Source organism: Burkholderia sp. RF2-non_BP3 (assembly GCF_001522185.1).
In the GTDB taxonomy this organism is placed as follows: domain Bacteria; phylum Pseudomonadota; class Gammaproteobacteria; order Burkholderiales; family Burkholderiaceae; genus Burkholderia; species Burkholderia diffusa.
Genome location: NZ_LOSU01000028.1, coordinates 580,232 through 597,701, shown reverse-complemented (window position 1 = coordinate 597,701; position 17,470 = coordinate 580,232). Strand labels below are relative to the sequence as shown.

15 protein-coding genes are annotated in these 17,470 nt (G+C 68.3%); 5 read left to right on the top strand and 10 right to left on the bottom strand.

The annotated features are described in order from the left end of the window. Together WS45_RS13110 and WS45_RS13105 are read right to left on the bottom strand one after the other, a co-directional pair. Positions 1-765, bottom strand: coding sequence for a fumarylacetoacetate hydrolase family protein (locus tag WS45_RS13110; RefSeq protein WP_059525196.1), 765 nt, complete (start codon positions 763-765; stop codon positions 1-3). After that, on the bottom strand, positions 762-1,451 hold the full coding sequence (locus WS45_RS13105; protein ID WP_059700224.1) for a fumarylacetoacetate hydrolase family protein: 690 nt from the start codon (positions 1,449-1,451) through the stop codon (positions 762-764). The genes WS45_RS13110 and WS45_RS13105 overlap by 4 nt, the downstream gene beginning before the upstream one ends. A gap of 160 nt (positions 1,452-1,611) precedes the next feature. On the opposite strand from WS45_RS13105, the gene hpaR reads away from it, so the two are divergent. After that, positions 1,612-2,052: a homoprotocatechuate degradation operon regulator HpaR gene (gene hpaR, locus WS45_RS13100; RefSeq protein ID WP_059525192.1), complete on the top strand. Its 441-nt coding sequence runs from the start codon at positions 1,612-1,614 to the stop codon at positions 2,050-2,052. Positions 2,053-2,130: 78 nt separating this feature from the next. On the opposite strand, the gene WS45_RS13095 is transcribed toward hpaR, so the two are convergent. Continuing rightward, on the bottom strand, positions 2,131-3,342 hold the full coding sequence (locus WS45_RS13095; RefSeq protein ID WP_059525190.1) for an SDR family oxidoreductase: 1,212 nt from the start codon (positions 3,340-3,342) through the stop codon (positions 2,131-2,133). Positions 3,343-3,992: 650 nt separating this feature from the next. On the opposite strand from WS45_RS13095, the gene WS45_RS13090 reads away from it, so the two are divergent. Further along, positions 3,993-4,340 carry a DUF3564 family protein gene (locus WS45_RS13090; RefSeq protein WP_059525188.1) on the top strand — a complete coding sequence of 116 codons (348 nt, stop codon included), beginning with the start codon at positions 3,993-3,995 and terminating at the stop codon, positions 4,338-4,340. 376 nt (positions 4,341-4,716) lie between these two features. Beyond that, positions 4,717-6,609: a peptidoglycan D,D-transpeptidase FtsI family protein gene (locus WS45_RS13085; protein WP_059700222.1), complete on the top strand. Its 1,893-nt coding sequence runs from the start codon at positions 4,717-4,719 to the stop codon at positions 6,607-6,609. A 130-nt stretch (positions 6,610-6,739) separates the two neighbouring features. Here the strand turns inward: WS45_RS13085 and WS45_RS13080 are convergent, their stop codons facing one another. From WS45_RS13080 to WS45_RS13065, 4 genes are all read right to left on the bottom strand, one after another. Continuing rightward, complete coding sequence (locus tag WS45_RS13080; protein WP_059700220.1) at positions 6,740-8,461, bottom strand: cation:proton antiporter domain-containing protein; 1,722 nt, start codon at positions 8,459-8,461, stop codon at positions 6,740-6,742. Between the two features lie 185 nt (positions 8,462-8,646). Next, positions 8,647-10,041 carry a c-type cytochrome gene (locus tag WS45_RS13075; RefSeq protein ID WP_059700219.1) on the bottom strand — a complete coding sequence of 465 codons (1,395 nt, stop codon included), beginning with the start codon at positions 10,039-10,041 and terminating at the stop codon, positions 8,647-8,649. Continuing rightward, entirely contained in the window at positions 10,038-11,816 is a 1,779-nt protein-coding gene (locus WS45_RS13070) for a GMC family oxidoreductase (protein ID WP_059525180.1), read from the bottom strand. The genes WS45_RS13075 and WS45_RS13070 overlap by 4 nt, the downstream gene beginning before the upstream one ends. After that, entirely contained in the window at positions 11,816-12,553 is a 738-nt protein-coding gene (locus tag WS45_RS13065; protein ID WP_059700217.1) for a gluconate 2-dehydrogenase subunit 3 family protein, read from the bottom strand. Before WS45_RS13065 ends, WS45_RS13070 begins: the two co-directional genes overlap by 1 nt. A 6-nt stretch (positions 12,554-12,559) precedes the next feature. Here WS45_RS13065 and WS45_RS33420 point away from each other — a divergent pair, with 6 nt between their 5' ends. After that, entirely contained in the window at positions 12,560-12,922 is a 363-nt protein-coding gene (locus tag WS45_RS33420; protein ID WP_179950365.1) for a hypothetical protein, read from the top strand. 244 nt (positions 12,923-13,166) lie between these two features. Here WS45_RS33420 and WS45_RS13055 read toward each other — a convergent pair whose 3' ends face one another. Beyond that, positions 13,167-13,583, bottom strand: coding sequence for a DUF3995 domain-containing protein (locus WS45_RS13055; RefSeq protein WP_059700213.1), 417 nt, complete (start codon positions 13,581-13,583; stop codon positions 13,167-13,169). A gap of 354 nt (positions 13,584-13,937) precedes the next feature. Here WS45_RS13055 and ald point away from each other — a divergent pair, with 354 nt between their 5' ends. Continuing rightward, on the top strand, positions 13,938-15,053 hold the full coding sequence (gene ald / locus WS45_RS13050; protein ID WP_059525694.1) for an alanine dehydrogenase: 1,116 nt from the start codon (positions 13,938-13,940) through the stop codon (positions 15,051-15,053). A 15-nt stretch (positions 15,054-15,068) separates the two neighbouring features. On the opposite strand, the gene polX is transcribed toward ald, so the two are convergent. Beyond that, positions 15,069-16,835 carry a DNA polymerase/3'-5' exonuclease PolX gene (gene polX / locus WS45_RS13045; RefSeq protein ID WP_059700211.1) on the bottom strand — a complete coding sequence of 589 codons (1,767 nt, stop codon included), beginning with the start codon at positions 16,833-16,835 and terminating at the stop codon, positions 15,069-15,071. A gap of 169 nt (positions 16,836-17,004) precedes the next feature. Then, entirely contained in the window at positions 17,005-17,397 is a 393-nt protein-coding gene (locus WS45_RS36420) for a TraR/DksA family transcriptional regulator (RefSeq protein WP_059525174.1), read from the bottom strand. Positions 17,398-17,470 lie beyond the last annotated feature (73 nt).

The following is a 17,470-nucleotide window of genomic DNA, read 5'->3' as shown; positions in this document are numbered from 1 at the left end:
TCAGCCGGCGCGATAGTAGTCAGCTTCGCCGACGATCGTGTTCACGAGCCGGCCGATCCCTTCGATTTCGGTCACCACCTCGTCGCCCGGCTTCGTGTCGGCCAGCCCTTCCGGCGTGCCGGTCAGGATCAGGTCGCCCGGCGAGAGCGTCATGAAACCGCTGATGTGCTCGATCAGCGCGGGTACGTCGAAGATCATGTCGCGCGTGCTGCCGCGCTGCGTCTCCCGGCCGTTCACCGTCGTGCGCAGCATGAGGCCGCCCGCATCGCCGATCTCGTCGCGGCTGACGAACCACGGCCCGAGCGGCGTGCAGGTGTCGCGGTTCTTCACGCGCAGGTTCGGGCGGTAGTAGTTTTCGAGGTAATCGCGGATCGCATAGTCGTTTGCGACCGTGTAGCCGGCAACGTAGTCGATTGCCCGCGTCCGGCTCACGTTGCGCGCCGGGCGGCCGATCACGACGGCCAGCTCGCACTCGTAATGCATGTGCGTCGCATCCGCCGGGCGCACGGTGTGCGACCGATGGCCGATGAACGTGTTCGGCCCCTTCAGGAAAATCAGCGGCTCGCTCGGTGCCTTGAACGCGAGTTCCTTCGCGTGGTCCGCGTAGTTGAGGCCGAGCGCGAACGTCGTGCGCGGTGCGACGGGCGGCAGCCACGTCACCGCGTCCTCGGCGAGCACGCGCCCCGTGTCGAGGCGGATCGCGCCGTCGCCGGCCGGTTCGGCCGCATGCAGTGCGCCGTTGTAGATCACGCGCGCCGTCTTCATCGTGCTTCCTCCGCAATCAGCGTATGCCGCAACGTGCCGATGCCGGCAGCGTCAATCTCGACCGTGCTGCCCGCGCGGGCACGCGGTGCGCCACCCGCGACGCCGAGCAGCAGCACGTCGCCCGCGTCGAACGACATGAACGCCGTCACGTCGGCGATCAGCTCGCGCACCGGGCGGATCAGCGTGGCGGTCGATGCGGACACCGCGGTGCGGCCGTCGATCCGTACCGTCAGGCCGATCGCGTCGATGTCGCCGAGCGCGGCCGCCGGCACGATCGCCGGGCCCAGCGGGCAGAAACCGTCGCGACATTTGAAGCGCACGGCCGGACGGTAGTAATCGGGATGCGGAACCGACACGTCGCTCGCGAGCGTGAAGCCATGCACGTAGTCGAGCGCCTGCGCGGCCGGCACGCGCGTCGCGCGCCGCGAGAACACGACGGCCACCGATGCGCCGATCTCCAGCGCATCGACGCCCGCCGGCACCACGACGGCCGCGCCATCGGCTGCGTGCGTGTTGGCCGGTTTGATGTAAAGGATCGGTGCCTGCGGCGGACGGCCGTAAGGCGGAGCGTGCACGGCGTCGCCGAGCGCGTCGAGTGCGGCGCGCTCGTTGAGCAGCGCACCGTAGACGGTACCGATGGCGACCGGCAGCGGCGGCGCCGCGGCGGTCATGCAGGACAGCTCCATGCGTCATTCCCCTGCCGCGCGTCGCGGCGCATCGTCAATAGTTAACATCTTAAGTAAACAATCGAATGCCCGCAACCTCGATTACCCTGATACGCGAAATTCATCACCATCGGCTGTTAAGATTGATGCGTCCCCGTCCTCTGCACCTCTACCCACCCCGATGAACCGTACGCTCGACCATCGCAACCTGGCCATGCTGCTGCTCGAGGCCCGCGAAACGCTGATGGGCCTGTTCCGCCCCATTCTCAAGGAATTCGCGCTGACCGAACAGCAGTGGCGGATCATCCGCGTGCTCGACGGCGAGCCTTCGCACGCGCTCGAAGCGGGACAGATCGCGCGCCGCTGCTGCATCCTGAGCCCGAGTCTCACGGGCGTGCTGGAACGGATGGAGCGCGACGGCCTGATTACGCGCACGCGCGCGCAGGAAGATCAGCGTCGGCTGCTGGTGAGCCTGACGCCGCAAAGCAGGAAGCTGGTCACGGAAATCGGTCCGCGCATCGACGAGCAGTATCGTCAGCTTGAAGCGCGTTTCGGCCAGGACGGCCTGGATGACATCTACCGCGCGCTCGACCGGCTGATTGAACTCGGCAGCGCGTCGTAGGGCCTGCCGTCGCCGGACCGCCGCGAGCGGCGGCGAACCGGCCGCCGGGAATCGGCAGGCCCCGAATCGCGCGGGCGCTCAGTGCAGCGCGCCGCGCATCAGTTCTGTCACCGCGACGCCGCGCGACGTGCGCATGCACTCCTCGACGTAATCGATGAACGGCAGCGGCTCGAAATCGATTTCGTCGCGCACGCGGCGGTTGTCGAACACGCGATCGACCATCGCGAACTCCGCGCAACGCTGCAACGCGCGGCCGATCACGCGTTCGAGCGCCGGATCGGACCGCCCGAGCACGTCGCGCACCACGAGCGGCAGTTCGGCCGGCGCACAGGCCACGTAGCGCGGCGCGCCCGTCATGCCGGCCGCCTCGTCCATCGCGCGCACGATCTGCGCGACCTGCGGCGCCTCTTCGCCGGCCGACACGTGGTACACGTCGTGCATCAGCGTCGGCTTCACGGCCAGCAGCATCGTCGCGCGCGCGACGTCGTCGACCGACACGATGTCGATGCGCGTCATCGGCCGCGCGGTAAAGCGCCGCGCCGCGTGCGCCACGCGGAACATCCAGAACGAATTCGGTGCGGGCCGCGTGCCGAGCACCGTGTGGCCGACGACGTGCGACGGACGCACGACGACGAGCGGCAGCCCGAGCGCGCGCAGGCGCTGCTCCGTTTCCGCCTTCGCTTGCAGGTAGTCCGCCGCGAGCACCGCGCCGTGCAACCCGTCGCCGCCCTGCGCCGCGTCGCTCGCCGACGCGCCCGCCGTCGCCTCGTACACGATCCCGCCGCGGCCCGCGTGCGCATAGGCGGTGCCGACGTACACGAAACGCTGCAGTTGCGGCGCGTGCGCGAACCGTTCGGCAAAGCGCAGCGAATCGGCGATGTCGGCCTGCAGGTGCGAACCGTCGGCCGGCGACGCATGGCCCGCGCAATGGATCACGTGCGTTGCGCCGGCGAGACGCGACGCGTCGGTGCCCTGCCACACGTCGCCGAGCGCACCGACGACCACGTTCGCGTCGCCGAGACGCGATGCCCAGTACGGCGCGAGCCCCGCGCGCAACGCCGCTTCACGCAAACGCGCGACTGCGTGGCCGCGATTCTCCGCACGCACGACACACACGATGCGCTCGAGCAACCCGGCGTTGACGAGCGCCGTCAGCACGGTACTGCCGATGAAGCCGGTGGCGCCGGTGAGCACCAGCCGTCCGACGTTGGCCGCCGCGACCGGTGCGCTGGCCGGCGACACGAGGCTCGTGCGCCAGTTGAGCGACAACGCGGTTTTCCAGATCAGCACGATAGTCTCCTTCGAAGAATCGGCCGGACGGCGCGGCCGCCCCGGATCGCGGAGCGGCGCGCGGCTGTCGGCCGGGCCGGGGCCGACGCTCGCCCCGGCAATCCCGATCGGGCTGCGGCCCGCGATCGCGTCGATCGCGTCTCTGGCACGAGGCGGCGGCGGCCCGCCGCGGACGGGCGTCCACGGCGCAGGATCGGAAAATCCAAGTGTGGGGCCTGATCGCCCGCAAGTCTGTCCTGAAAGTTTCGTGAAAGTGTGAGGATTTGTACGCGAATGTCGGAGTATGTCGCGCCGGCCGGGCGATCAAATCGTCGAAACGTCCGGGCCGGCAGCATTCGGGATGCGTCAGCGGCCGGACGGCCGATGCGCGTGGAGCCCTCGTTTCGGCGCGACACTTCGACGCGGCCTCTCACGGGGTCATCGCATGTCCGGGACACACCAGGGTCCGATCGCGGTGCGCGGATCATGCTGCGCCTGCGTTTGCGCGCGCCGTCACAATTGCGGCGGATCGTCAGACATCGTTTCATCGGGAAACGCCTATAGGCGCACTTCGGATTTATTGCGGATTATCACTTGCGTTTCACCGCAGTCTATCTAGACTGGTCAAACCAAAACGGTCGAATGTGTCATTTTCTTCAGGAGACGATCCAATGCGCCTCACTATTCGGATTAATGGCAGCGAGTCGGCAACCCGTCACTCCTTCGCGGTGCTCTGGGTCGATACCGACGAGGGGCTGTGGTCACGCGAGGCTCACCAAGGGATCGATCTTCCGAGCTGGGGCAAGGTTCGGGACGTGGAAGGCGCAATGGCCCTCTGCGCGGCCGACAGCGGGAAGGCCGTGTGCCAGTTGAAGGGGCTGTCGTTCAGCGCGACGCAGCGCGAACAAGGTCCCGCGGTGCTCGCCGGCGAGCACCCCGACGGTGCATGGCGTCTGCAAGCGGTCGATCGTTCCACGGCGGAGCCGGAATACCATGAATTTATTTCCGTCGCGCGATAGGTATTTTTGACGGCAATCCTCTGCGGTTTTCGGGTTTATTCCGGTTTCCGCGATATTCATTTCGATATTCATCAATAAGGCGCCTCTCTTCAAGGCGCCTTTTTATTTTTCCAGTCCCTGAATTAATCGGGGCCGGGTTAATCGAACCGCGGCGACGGTAACGATCCGCCCCCTCCATTCCGGCTCCGTTGCGTCAGCACGTCAGGCCGCGCCGCCATTTCGCCCCGCCCCCACCTTTTCCCGACCGTGCCCGGGCGGAAACGCCGATCTTTTACGGGGCCGAAACACACTTTCCCCACATGATGTTTACTCATTTATTACAATCGCATTATTCCGACTGACTTGCCGCCGTCCGGCGGCCCGACCCGGCCCTTGCATGAGCGTGAAAAAGAAGACCCACCCCGCCGATCCATACGCCGCCGCGACCAAGCATCCGATGCTCGCGTCACGCCTGCCGATGTGGCGCTCGAAGCTGGTCGTGATCATGGTGTCCCTCGGTTTCGCCGCGCTGATCGGACGCGCCTTCTGGGTGCAGGTCGCGAACCAGGATTTCTACGTCGGGCAAGGCCAGAAGCGCTACCAGCGCACGATCGAGCTCGACGCGATGCGCGGGCGCATCGTCGACCGCAACGGCGCGATGCTCGCGGTCAGCCTGTCGACCTATGAAATCTGGGCAAATCCGAAACAGGTCGCCGAAATCGACTATCCGCAGATCGCGAAGCTGCTCGACATGCCGCTCGTGGAAGTGAAGCGCCGCCTGCGCAACGACCGGACGTTCGTGCTGCTCAAGCGGCAGATCGACGCCGACACCGCGAGCCGGCTCGACAAGCTCGAGATCGACGGCATCACGCAGATCGCCGACTCGAAGCGTTTCTATCCGGAGGGCGAATCGGCCGCGCACGTGGTCGGCTTCACCAACGTCGAGGACAAGGGCCAGGAAGGCGTCGAGCTCGCGGCGAACGGGCGGCTGTCGGGCACTGCCGGGCAGCGCGAGGTGATCCGCGATCGACTGGGCCGCATCGTGTCCGACACGCGTCCGCTCGTGCCCGCGCAGCACGGCGCGACGATCGAACTGACGATCGACCGGCGGATCCAGCAGCTCGCGTTCAGCCAGCTCAAGGCCGCGGTGCTCGAGAACAACGCGGTCGCCGGCAGCGTGGTCGTGCTCGACGCGCAGAACGGGGAAATCCTCGCGCTCGCGAACTACCCGACCTTCGACCCGAACGACCGCGCCCGGCTGACGGGCCAGCAGCTGCGCAACCGCGCGGTGATCGACACGTTCGAGCCGGGTTCGACGATCAAGCCGCTCGTCGTCGCGCTGTCCATTGACGAGCGCAAGGTCACACCGAACACGATCATCAATACGTCGCCGGGCACCTACAAGATCGGCCCGGCCGTGATCCACGACACGTCGAACCACGGCTCGCTGACCGTCTCGCAGGCGCTGCAGAAGTCGAGCAACGTCGCGCTCGCGAAGCTGGCGCTGAACCTGCCCGCCGAAACGATCTGGAACAAGTACCAGGAATACGGGATCGGCCGCGCGCCGGAGCTGACGTTCCCGGGCGTCGCGTCGGGCCGCCTGCGCGGCTACAAGCGCTGGCGGCCGATCGAGCAGGCGACGATGGCGTACGGCTACGGGCTGTCGATGTCGCTGCTGCAGATCGCGCAGACCTACACCGCCTACGCGGGCGACGGCACGCTGCACCCGGTGTCGCTGCTGAAGAACGGCTCCGACCCGCAGACGATCAACGCGCATCGCGGCCACCGCGTGACGTCGCCGCAAACCGCGGCGGCGATCCGCGCGATGCTCGAGTCGGCCGTCGGCGAAGGCGGCACCGGGCGCCGCGCGCGGGTCGACGGCTACCGGATCGGCGGCAAGACGGGCACGGCGCGCAAGCAGGTCGGCGCGACCTATGCGAAGGGCAAGTACCGCGCATTGTTCGCCGGGATGGCGCCGATGAGCAACCCGCGCCTGATCGTCGCGGTGATGATCGACGAGCCGCGCGGCAAGGGCTATTACGGCGGCACGGTGGCCGGCCCGGTGTTCTCGTCGGTCACGAGCGGCTCGCTGCAGTTGCTCGGCGTGCCGCCCGACGCCCCGGTCGAGCCGACGCCGAGTGCGCCGGTCAAGGCCGCGCCGCAGAAGACCGTCGCGGCGCCGAAGGCCGCGGCGCAACCGAAAACGGCGGCCGAGCAGAAGGCATCGGCGCCCGTGAAAACGGCCGCGCAATCCGGCGCGACCGTACAGGCAAAGGCGGCGGCGGGCTGAAGCCGCCGGGGCGCACTCGGCGCCGCGCGCGGCGAACAGGTCGATCGTTCGCCGTGTCGAATGCCCGGCACGCCCGCTTTCCGCTGGCCGATACGCTCCCTCTATCCGCGCGAATCCGGCCGCGCGACCGTCAGTGCGCGTGCGCGGCCGCCACCGGCTTCGCCATCCTGCCGAGCACGTGCTCGGTCATTCCGCGCGCGAGTTCGCTCTCGCCCATGAACACGGTGCCGACGCCCTCGCTCGACAGCAACGCGGCCTCGTCGCTGCTGTTCGTGCACAGCACGACCTCCAGCGTCGGATTCAGCGTGCGCGAGATCTCCACGATCTGCCGCACGTCGAATACGTCCGGCAACGTGACGACCAGCATCCCGGCGCGCGCGATATGCGCCTGGACGAGCACGATCGGCTCGATCGCATCGCCCGACACGGCGGCGACGCCGTCCGCGCGCAGCTTCTCTACGAGCTCGCGATTCTGCTCGACGACGACATACGCGATTCCGCGCTCGTCCAGCGCATGCGCGATCCGCGTGCCGACCTTGCCGTAGCCGACGATCACGACCTGCCCGGTCAGATGCGTCTGCGGCGTCGACATCGGCAGCGCGGCGAGCGGATCGTCGCGTGCCTCGAGCTTGCGCGCGATCGCCGAATGCTTGCGGATCCACGCGAGCGCCGGATCGATCATCGCGAACAGCAGCGTGTTCATTGCGATCGAGATCAGCGCGACCGCAAGGATCAGGCTCTGCCCTTCGGCCGACAGCAGCCCGAGCGCGCGACCGAGCCCCGCGAGAATGAACGAGAATTCGCCGATCTGCGCGAGGCCCGCGCCGACCGTCAGCGCGGTGTTCAACGGATAGCGGAACGCGATCACGAGCGCGACCGCCGCGAGCGTCTTGCCGACCAGCACGATCGCCGCGACCTCGATCACGTGCAGCGGCTCGGTGAGCAGCACCGTCGGGTCGAACAGCATCCCGACCGAAATGAAGAACAGCACCGAGAATGCGTCGCGCAGCGGCAGCGTCTCGTCGGCCGCGCGCCGGCTGAACTCCGACTCGCGCATCATCATCCCGGCGAAGAACGCGCCGAGCGCGAACGACACGTCGAACAGCTTCGCCGCGCCGAACGCGATGCCGACCGCCGCGGCAATCATGCACAGCGTGAACAGCTCGCGCGAACCGGTGCGCGCGACGAGCCACAGGATGCGCGGAAACACGCGCTTGCCGACCACGAGCATCAGCGCGATGAACGCGGCCACCTTCAGCATCGTGACGCCGAGCGTGCCCCATACGCTGCCGCCGGCCGCGTGCGCGTCGCCGGGCGGCGTGCCGCCGAGCAGCCCCGCGACGGGCGGCAGCAGCACGAGCACGAGCACCATCACGAGATCCTCGACGACGAGCCAGCCGACCGCGATGCGCCCGTTCACCGTCTCGACGAGCCCGCGCCCCTCGAGCGCCCGCAGCAGCACGACCGTGCTCGCGACCGACAGCGCGAGCCCGAACACGAGCGCCGCGCCGAGGCTCCAGCCCCACGTGAGCGCGAGCCCGCCGCCGAGCAACGTCGCGACGGTGATCTGGACGACGGCCCCCGGCAGCGCGATCTTGCGCACCGCGAGCAGGTCGCCGAGCGAGAAATGCAGGCCGACGCCGAACATCAGCAGCATCACGCCGACTTCCGCGAGCTGCTGCGCGAGCGACAGGTCGCCGACGAAACCGGGCGTGCCGGGGCCGATCACGATCCCGGCGAGCAGATAGCCGACGAGCGGCGGCATTTTCAGCAGTGACGCGAGGTAACCGAAGATTATCGCGAGACCGAAACCGGCCGCGAGCAACGCAATCAGGCTGACGTCATGAGGCATCCTCCCTCCCGAGTTCTTGTAACTATTTAGTAAGGTTCAAGAATGAAAGGATAAGGGATGAGATGGAAAAATGGCGGGCCACCGCGAAAAATTCACGCGATGGCCCGCCATTGCGGGGTACTACCCCGGGCGGTCGGCTCGTGAGGCGGATCGATCGGGCGGGGCCCGGCGCCCCACCGCGCGCGTCAGCGCGACGCCTGCGGGAACCGCGCGCCCGGCGGCGGCTCCGGCCGCGTCGACGGCGTGCTCTTGCGCACCTTCGCGACCTGCGCGGCCGTGATCGCCGCGCCCGTATTGCCCCAGCTCGTGCGCACGAAGTTCGACACGTCCGCGACTTCCTGGTCCGACAGGCGCCAGCCGAACGGCGGCATCGTGAAGGTTGACGGCGCGGTGTGCGTGCCCTGCAGCGCGCTGCCTTCCAGCACGACGTGGATGAGCGACGTCGGGTCCTCGCTTTGCACGACCGGGTTGCCCGCGAGCGCCGGGAACACGCGCGTGTAGCCGTGGCCGTCGCTGCGGTGGCACGCCATGCAGTTGTCGCGATAGACGGCGGCGCCGGGCTTGCTCGCGTCACCGGTCTGCAGCGCCTTCGCCGCGGCCGCGTCGTACACGTGCGGCTGCTCGCCCTGCACGCGCGGCGGCAGCGTCTTCAGGTAGCGCGCGATCGCGGTCAGGTCGTCGTCGGTCATGTGCTGCATGCTGTGGCCGACCACGTCCGTCATCCCGCCGAACGCGGCCGTGCGCAGCGTGCGGCCGGTCTTCAGGAACTGCACGATCTCGGTTTCGTTCCACGTGCCGAGCCCGGTGCGCGGCTCGCCGCGCAGGCTCGTCGGCACCCAGCCGTCGATCGCCGCGCCGCCGGCCAGGAAGTCGAGGCCGCCTGCATCGGTCAGCGCGCGCTCCTGCATCGTCGCCGCGCGCGGCGTGTGGCACGCGCCGCAATGGCCGAGACCCTGCACGAGATACGCGCCGCGCGCGACCACCGGATCGGTGTACGACGCCGCATCGAACGGCTTCGGCGCCGGCGCGAACATCTTGCGCCAGAACGTCAGCGGCCAGCGCATCGACAGCGGCCACACGATGTCGACCGCGCGGTTCTCGCGTTCGACCGGCGCGACGCCGTGCATGAAGTACGTATACAGCGCCTTCACGTCGTCGTCGCTCAGCCGCGCGTAGGACGGATACGGCATCGCCGGATACATCGTGTCGCCGTTCTTGCGGACGCCCTCGCGCACCGCGCGGGTGAAGTCGTCGAGCGTCCAGCCGCCGAGGCCCGTCTTCGGGTCCGGCGTGATGTTGGTCGAATAGATCGCGCCGATCGGCGTGTCGAACTTCAGCCCGCCCGCGAACGGCTTGCCGCCGCTCGCGGTGTGGCACGCGATGCAGTCGCCCGCGCGGGCGAGGTATTCGCCACGCTTGACGAGGTTCGCGTCGGCCGACTGTGCCGCCGGCGCCGCCGGTTGCGCGACGGCCGCGCCGCCCGCGAAACCGAACGCCGCCCATGCCGTGCCGATCGCCAGTGCGCGCCGCAGCGGGGAAATTCGGCGCGCGGCGTTGTGATGGTTCACTGTCCTCTTCATGCGGTCACCAGCGGAGCGGGATTTTTCAGGTATTGCTCGCGGATCGCACGTGCCGACCAGTAGGCCAGCGCCGCGATGATCCCGGTCGGGTTGTAGCCGATGCCCTGCGGCAGCGCCGACGCACCCATCACGAACACGTTGTGCACGTCCCAGCACTGCAGGTAGCGGTTCAGCACGCTCGTCTTCGGATCGGTGCCCATGATCGCGCCGCCGACCAGGTGCGTCGTCTGGTACGCGCGCGAATCGAAGTGCTTGCCGAACTCGCGCGTCGACACGCCGATCGCCTTCGGCCCCATCGCCTCCGCGATCTTCTTCATCTGCCCGGTCACGTACTGCGCCATCTTGATGTCGTTGTCCTTCCAGTCGAAGGTCATCCGCAAGAGCGGCTGGCCGTACGAATCGCGATAGGTCGGATCGAGATCGAGGTAGACATCGCGGTACGACATGTTCGTGCCGTGCGCGTCCATCGAGATCGTATGCGCGTAGTTGTCCTTCACGGCCTTCTTCCACGCGGCGCCCCATTGCGGCGTGCCCGGCGGCGTCGCGATGCCGCTGATCGGCTTCACGCCGGCCTGGTTCACCCACAGCGGCGAACCGCCGACGAAGCCGAGCGGGCCATGGTCGAAGTTGTCCGCGTTGAAGTCGTCCACCGCGACGCCGTTGCCGCCCGCGCCGATGAACGGGTTCGTGAAGGTGTCCTTGTCGAAGAACGCCTTGATCGTCGACAGGTTCTGGTACGCGAAATTGCGGCCCACGACACCTTCGCCCGAGATCGGGTCGTACGGCTTGCCGATGCCCGAAAGCAACAACAGGTGCACGTTGTGATACTGGAACGCCGCGACGATCACGAGATCGGCCGGCTGGTGCACTTCACGGCCTGCCGGGTCGACGTAGGTGACGCCTGTCGCGCGCTTCTTCGTGTCGTCGAGGTCCACGCGCAGCACGTGGCACTTCGAGCGCAACTCGAAGTTCGGCACCTGCTTCAGCGCGGGCAGGATGTTCAGGTTCGGCGACGCCTTCGAGTACATGTAGCACGCATAGCCGCTGCAGTAGCCGCAGAAGTTGCACGGCCCCATCTGCACGCCGTACGGGTTCGTGTATGGGCCGGACGTGTTCGCCGACGGCAGCCGGTACGGATGCAGCCCGAGCGACTTCGCCGCATCGAAGAAGCGTTGCGCCGAATACGTGTTGAGCTGCGCGGGCAGCGGGAAGTTGTCGCTGCGGTTCGCCTCGAACACGTTGCCGTCGCCGACCACCTTGCCGCCGACCTTGTATGCCTGCCCCGACGTGCCGAACACCTTCTCGGCGAAGTCGAAATACGGCTCGAGCTCGTCGTAGCTGACGCCCGTGTCCTGGATCGTCATCCCTTCCGGGATGAACTTCTTGCCGTAGCGCTCCTCGTAGTGGCTGCGCAGGCGCAGCTCTTCCGGCGTGATCCGGAAATGCACGCCCGACCAATGCAGCCCCGCGCCGCCAACGCCCTCGCCCGGCAGGAACGCGGCGAGCTGCCGGTAAGGCAGCGCGGTGTCCTGCACGCCGTGGCGGATCGACACGGTCGTTTTCGACAGGTCGAGGAACAGCTTCTTGCGAACGTTGTAGGTCAGCTCGTCGATCGTGTTCGGATACGCGCCGTCCGGATAGGTGTCGCGATATTCGCCGCGCTCCAGCGCGACGACGTTCAGGCCCGCTTCGGTGAGTTCCTTCGCGAGAATCGCGCCGGTCCAGCCGAAACCGACGATCACCGCATCGACGTGCGGCTTCTTTTCCGCGGCCATCAGCTGCGCTCCCCGTTGATCGAGACCGGGCCGTACGGGTACGGCTTGCCGTTCTGGTTGACGAAATCCATGAAGTCGGCGCGCGCGCCCGGAAAACCGATCATCTTCCACGCTGCCATGTCGTGATTGCCGCCATGCACCGGATCGCAGAAGTAGCCTTCACGCGTGTTCTGCAGCAACTGGCCGAAGAACACGACGGACGGCACGTCGTCGATCTGCGCGCCGCCTTTCTCCAGTGCGCCGAGCACGGTGTCGCGAGTCGGCGCGTCGAGATCGGTGAACACCTTGCCGTGGGCCTTTTCGCAGTAGCGGTTGACCGCCGTGATGCCGAGCCGGTAGATGTCGCGCGGCACGAGCTTGAGCTGGTAGCCGAGCTCGGGCACGCCCTGCTGGAACGGCCCCTGCATGTACCACGTCGCGCCGTGTGCGTACGGGGTTTCCATCTGGCGGTCGATGAATTCGGGCACGCCGGATTCGAGCGCGCCGGGGCCTTCGGCGTCGGCCGGGATCAGGCGGTCGACGGCGGCCTGGACGAACGCCCACTCCTTCGCGTCGAAAAAGGTCGGCTTGTACGGCGCGCGTTCGACACCGGCCGATGCGGTGGACGCATTGCCGGCCGTGGTCGAGGACGACGACGAGCGCAGGTCGCAACCGGCGACCGACGCGATCGGCACGAGCGCGACCGACGTGCGCAGGAAACGGCGACGCGAATTGGGTTTGTCGGGTGGCGTGGACATGGTCGGATGGTGATCGTTGGGGAACGTGGTTCGGGGCGCGCATTCCGCATGCGGCATGCCCGGCACGGCAGCCATGCCGCGCGCGGCCGGCCGTCCTGTTCTTGCGGTGTTGCGAACAACCTCGATGCGGGCGCACGCCGCGCGTTACGCGGTGGCGCCGTCATGCAGCCGCGCAGCGCGCCGGTTGTCGGCGCGCTGCATGGAGTCGACCTCTTCGCGGGTCTGATCTTCGGACAAATACCGGCTTACCGCCCGCATCTGCCCTGCATCGCCATGGCCCTATCCAACTTAGACGCCGCGCTGGCCGGCGGCAAGCGCATCGTGCACGACCCTCATTCCGGGCCCGGCGACAAACGTCGCGAATTATAGATGGAACCGGTTCCACCTCCAAAGGGTTCGATGCAATTCATTACATCGAAAATCGCAATAATGGGGAAATCGTTTTCCGGAATGCGCAAGAGCCGTGGTGCGGTCGTGTCGTCGCTCACCCCGCCGGCGCGATGCGCGCGCGGGCTTCGCCCGCTTCTCCCCGGTCTGCGCGTTCCGTCTCGACGCCGCGACGAGCGTCAGTGCGCCGGTCGCTGCACACGGCCTGCCGCGCCGGGCGCGACGCTCACCACGGCCACAGCATCGACGCGATCGACCACGAGAGCGCCACGCACAGCGGCGAGTAACACACGCTGTCCATCCGCGCGAAACGCGACCCGCGAACCCGCTTGAAGAAGCCGACGTAGCGGAAATCGCCGACCGCGCGCACCGCGAAGATCAATGCGAGCGCAACGATCGCGGACGCGATCGCGCCGGGATACCGGTTCGGCCACAGCCAGCCCGCGCGCGACGCCACCACGCATGCGCCGGCCAGCAATGCCGTCGCGACGGCGAGCGTGCCGAGCATGGTCGGCCGCAGCAGCGGCACCCCGTCCTGTTCGGGAATGGCCGCGCGCCTGCCGAGCCGTCCGCCGAACGCCCAGTAGACGTGAACGAGTGCGATCGCACAAAGCGTCGGCACGCTGAAATACGCGCCGGTCATCTCGGTAAGGTTCCTTGTCTCATCGTGTCGTCGTGTCGTGATCCGGCCGGACAGGCTCCGGCCGCGCGCGGCCCCGTTCCACGCAACACGAGACGATACCCAAACCACGTGCCGCATGCATTGCGACGTCCGGTCGCAATGCGCCATGCCGCGTGCTGCGGCGCAGTGCGCGCGCGCCGTCTCACCGGCCGCCGCTTGACTTCCCTCCGGGCACCACTACCCTTTTATTCCAGTACGGCACTCGAACCGTGCATGCGCGACCGCCGCACACGTGCCGTTCGCCGGCACGCTCGATCGGACGATCGCTGCGCACCCGGGCACGACGACAATGACGAATACCCATGGAGACGACTCATGCTGATCGGTGTGCCGAAGGAGATCAAGAACCACGAATACCGCGTCGGCCTCACGCCGGCCGGGGCACGCGAACTCACGCGGCATGGCCACGGCGTGCTCGTGCAGCGCGGCGCGGGCACCGCGATCGGCCTGCTCGACGACGACTACACGGCCGCCGGCGCGGCATTGTGCGACGACGCGCGCGACGTCTTCGCGCGCGCCGACATGATCATCAAGGTCAAGGAGCCGCAGGCGGCCGAATGCGCGATGCTGCGGCGCGGACAGATTCTTTATACGTATCTGCATCTCGCGCCCGATCCCGAGCAGGCGGCCGCGCTGGTGAAGTCCGGTGCGGTGTGCATCGCGTACGAGACCGTGACGGGTCCCGGCGGCGGGCTGCCGCTGCTCGCGCCGATGAGCGAGGTCGCGGGACGCATGTCGATCCAGGTCGCGGCGACGCACCTCGAAAGCCCGCGCGGCGGCCGCGGCGTGCTGATGGCCGGCGTGCCCGGCGTGCCGGCCGCGCACGTCGTGGTGCTCGGCGCGGGCGTGGTGGGCACCGGTGCGCTGCAGATGGCGGTCGGCCTCGGCGCACGCGTCACCGTGCTCGACACGAACGTGGGCCGGCTGCGCCAGCTCGACCTGGTCTTCGCGAACCGGATCGCGACCGTCTGCTCGAACGCGCACACCATCGACGAAGCCGTGCGCGACGCCGACGTCGTGATCGGCGCGGTGCTCGTGCCGGGCGCGTCGGCGCCGCGGCTCGTCACGCGCGACATGATCGCGACGATGCGCACGGGGGCCGTCGTCGTCGACGTCGCGATCGACCAGGGCGGCTGCTTCGAGACATCGCATGCAACGACCCATGCGCAGCCGACCTTCGTCGTCGACGGCGTCGTGCACTACTGCGTCGCGAACATGCCCGGCGCGGTCGCGCGCACGTCGACGTTCGCGTTGAACAACGCGACGCTCGGCCATGCGCTCGCGCTCGCCGACAAGGGCTGGAAGCGCGCGATGGCAGACGATCCGCATCTGCGCGCGGGCCTGAACGTATGCGACGGCCGCATCACGTACGAGGCCGTTGCGCTGGCGCTCGGCCTGCCGTACGTACCGGCGGAAGACGTGCTGGCCTGACTTCGGCGCGCGCCGTCACGCACCCTTCGGGCGGCCGCGATTCGACGCGCCGCTCGCGCGCATCGTGCGCGCCAGCAAAGGCCGCAGTTGCGCGAGCGTGCGCGTATTGAGCACGTCCTGCCGCGTGAGCCAACCACGCCGCGCCTGGCCGATACCGTATCCGAGGTTGTCCAGATCATTCGCGCACCGTGCGTCCGAGCCGATCGCCACGGCGACGCCGGCTTTCGCGGCCTCGCGGCACCAGACGTCCGGCAGATCGAGCCGTCGCGGGTCGCCGTCGAGTTCGACGAAGCAGTGGCGCGCGGCGGCCGCGGCGAGCACGCGGGGCACGTCGAGTTCGCATGCGTCGCGTTCGCCGAGCAGCCGGCCGGTCGGATGCGCGAGGATCGTGAAATTCGGTTGATCCATCGCACGCAGGATCCGCGCGGTCTGCGCGTCGCCCGACAGGTCGAAGCCGTCGCGCACCGCGCCGACGACGAGGTCGAGGCGGCCAAGCACGTCGTCGGGCACGTCGAGGCTGCCGTCCTCGCGAATGCCGGCCTCGACGCCCTTCAACAGCACGAAGTCGTCGAATGACGCGTTGAGGCGGTCGATTTCGTCGATCTGCCGCACGAGCCAGTCGCCGTCGGTGCGGCGACCTTTCGTATCCGGTGCGCGATCGGTGACGGCCAGATAAGCGAGCCCGCGGGCCCGGGCCGCATCCGCCATCGCGCGCAGGCTGTCGCGCCCGGCCGACGCCGCGGTATGCGCGTGCAGATCGCCATGAACGTGCCTGCGCTCGACCAGCGCCGGCAGCGTGCCCGCGCGCGCCGCATCGATCTCGCCGCGGTCCTCGCGCAACTCGGGCGGCACCCAGCGAAGACCGATCGCCTCGTAGACGGATGCCTCCGTCGCGCCCGCGATCCGCTCGTCGCCGCGGAATACGCCGTATTCGTTGATCTTCAGGCCGCCGGCCTGCGCGATCCTTCGCAGTGCGATGTTGTGCGCCTTCGATCCCGTGAAATAGACGAGCGCCGCGCCGAACGCGTCGGCATCGACGACGCGCAGATCCACCTGCAGCCCGTTGCCGAGCATGATGCTCGAACGCGTCTTGCCGTTCGCGAGCACGCGCGCGACTTCACCGTAGCCGACGAACGCATCGGCCACCGCGGCCGGATCGCGGGCCGTCACGAGGATGTCGAGATCGCCGACCGTCTCGCGGCTGCGGCGAAAGCTGCCGGCCGGCACCGCTTCGCCGACGCCGGCCACCTTGCGCAGACGCTCGAGCAACGGCATCAGCGATTGCGCGGCATCCGGCAGCAGGAAGCGTTGCGGCTCGCGCTTCAGGCGATCGTCGATCGCGTCGAGCAGATGGGCTTCGGTCTTCGCGCCGAAACCCGGCAGCGCACGGATGTGCCCACTCTTCGCTTCGGCGCGCAGCTGTTCGAGCGAGTCGACGTGCAGTGCGTCATGCAGCGCCTTGACGCGTTTCGCGCCGAGCCCCGGCACGTCGAGCAGTTCGACGATCGCGCCCGGCAGCGCATGGCGCAGCGTTTGCTGCAGTTCGCAGGTGCCGGTCGACGCGATCTCGCGCAGCTTCGCCGCGAGATCGGCACCGATCGATGGAATCCGGCCGAGATCGCCGCCGCTCGCGATGATCGCGGGAATGTCGCGCCCGTAGTCGGCAATCGTGCGGGCCGCGTTGCGATAAGCGCGCACCCTGAATGGATTGGCGCCCTGGATCTCGAGCATGTCGGCGATTTCGGCGAAGACGGCCGCACACTCGGCATTGTGGATCGGCATGGTCGGCGTGACTCCCTTCCACGTGGATGGCGCCGTGCGCCGGCGCGCCGGCATCTGCCCGCCCGGCGCCGCATGTCGACGACGGCGGGCGCCCGTTGGTCATCCTGCACCGATTGCCCGTGTCGTGTCGCGCGGGACATGCGGCTTGCGCGGCGCCTGCGCCGATACCTCAGAGCGATGCGCGCGGTGTCGTCGCGTAGCGGCGCTCGTACAGGGACTGGCAATGCGTGCAACGCTCGGCAGTCGGGCGTGCGAGCAGCCGCTCGTAGCCGACCGGCGCATCGCAGTCGATGCATTCGCCGTAGCTGCCGTCGCGCATGCGCTGCTGCGCGCGCCCGATCGCACGCAACTCGGTCAATTTCATCCCGATCAGCGCGTGATCCATGTCGACGAACAGATCGGCGTTCGCCTCGTCACCCTCGTCCGGCGCCGCGCCGGCGAGCTCCGCGTAGGACTCCGACGCGCGCTGGTCCTCGCTCGTGCGGATATCCGCCCGCAACGCCTGCTCGCTCTCGGTCAGTCGCTGCTGCAGCGTCCGCCGTTGTTCTTGATCGAGCGCCATCGCCGTCTCTCCTTTTTCGGGTTCCGCGCAACGAGCATACGGCGCGCGGTTGTCGCGCCGGTGCGCGGCGGGC

Bases quoted from the DNA above. Each gene is read 5' to 3' on its own strand.
- WS45_RS13110 (WP_059525196.1), bottom strand. From the start codon at position 765: ATGAAGACGGCGCGCGTGATCTACAACGGCGCACTGCATGCGGCCGAA.
- WS45_RS13075 (WP_059700219.1), bottom strand. From the start codon at position 10,041: ATGAAGAGGACAGTGAACCATCACAACGCCGCGCGCCGAATTTCCCCG.
- polX (WP_059700211.1), bottom strand. From the start codon at position 16,835: ATGCCGATCCACAATGCCGAGTGTGCGGCCGTCTTCGCCGAAATCGCC.
- WS45_RS13070 (WP_059525180.1), bottom strand. From the start codon at position 11,816: ATGGCCGCGGAAAAGAAGCCGCACGTCGATGCGGTGATCGTCGGTTTC.
- WS45_RS13055 (WP_059700213.1), bottom strand. From the start codon at position 13,583: ATGACCGGCGCGTATTTCAGCGTGCCGACGCTTTGTGCGATCGCACTC.
- ald (WP_059525694.1), top strand. From the start codon at position 13,938: ATGCTGATCGGTGTGCCGAAGGAGATCAAGAACCACGAATACCGCGTC.
- WS45_RS36420 (WP_059525174.1), bottom strand. From the start codon at position 17,397: ATGGCGCTCGATCAAGAACAACGGCGGACGCTGCAGCAGCGACTGACC.
- WS45_RS13090 (WP_059525188.1), top strand. From the start codon at position 3,993: ATGCGCCTCACTATTCGGATTAATGGCAGCGAGTCGGCAACCCGTCAC.
- hpaR (WP_059525192.1), top strand. From the start codon at position 1,612: ATGAACCGTACGCTCGACCATCGCAACCTGGCCATGCTGCTGCTCGAG.
- WS45_RS13105 (WP_059700224.1), bottom strand. From the start codon at position 1,451: ATGGAGCTGTCCTGCATGACCGCCGCGGCGCCGCCGCTGCCGGTCGCC.
- WS45_RS13085 (WP_059700222.1), top strand. From the start codon at position 4,717: ATGAGCGTGAAAAAGAAGACCCACCCCGCCGATCCATACGCCGCCGCG.
- WS45_RS13080 (WP_059700220.1), bottom strand. From the start codon at position 8,461: ATGCCTCATGACGTCAGCCTGATTGCGTTGCTCGCGGCCGGTTTCGGT.
- WS45_RS13065 (WP_059700217.1), bottom strand. From the start codon at position 12,553: ATGTCCACGCCACCCGACAAACCCAATTCGCGTCGCCGTTTCCTGCGC.
- WS45_RS33420 (WP_179950365.1), top strand. From the start codon at position 12,560: ATGGTGATCGTTGGGGAACGTGGTTCGGGGCGCGCATTCCGCATGCGG.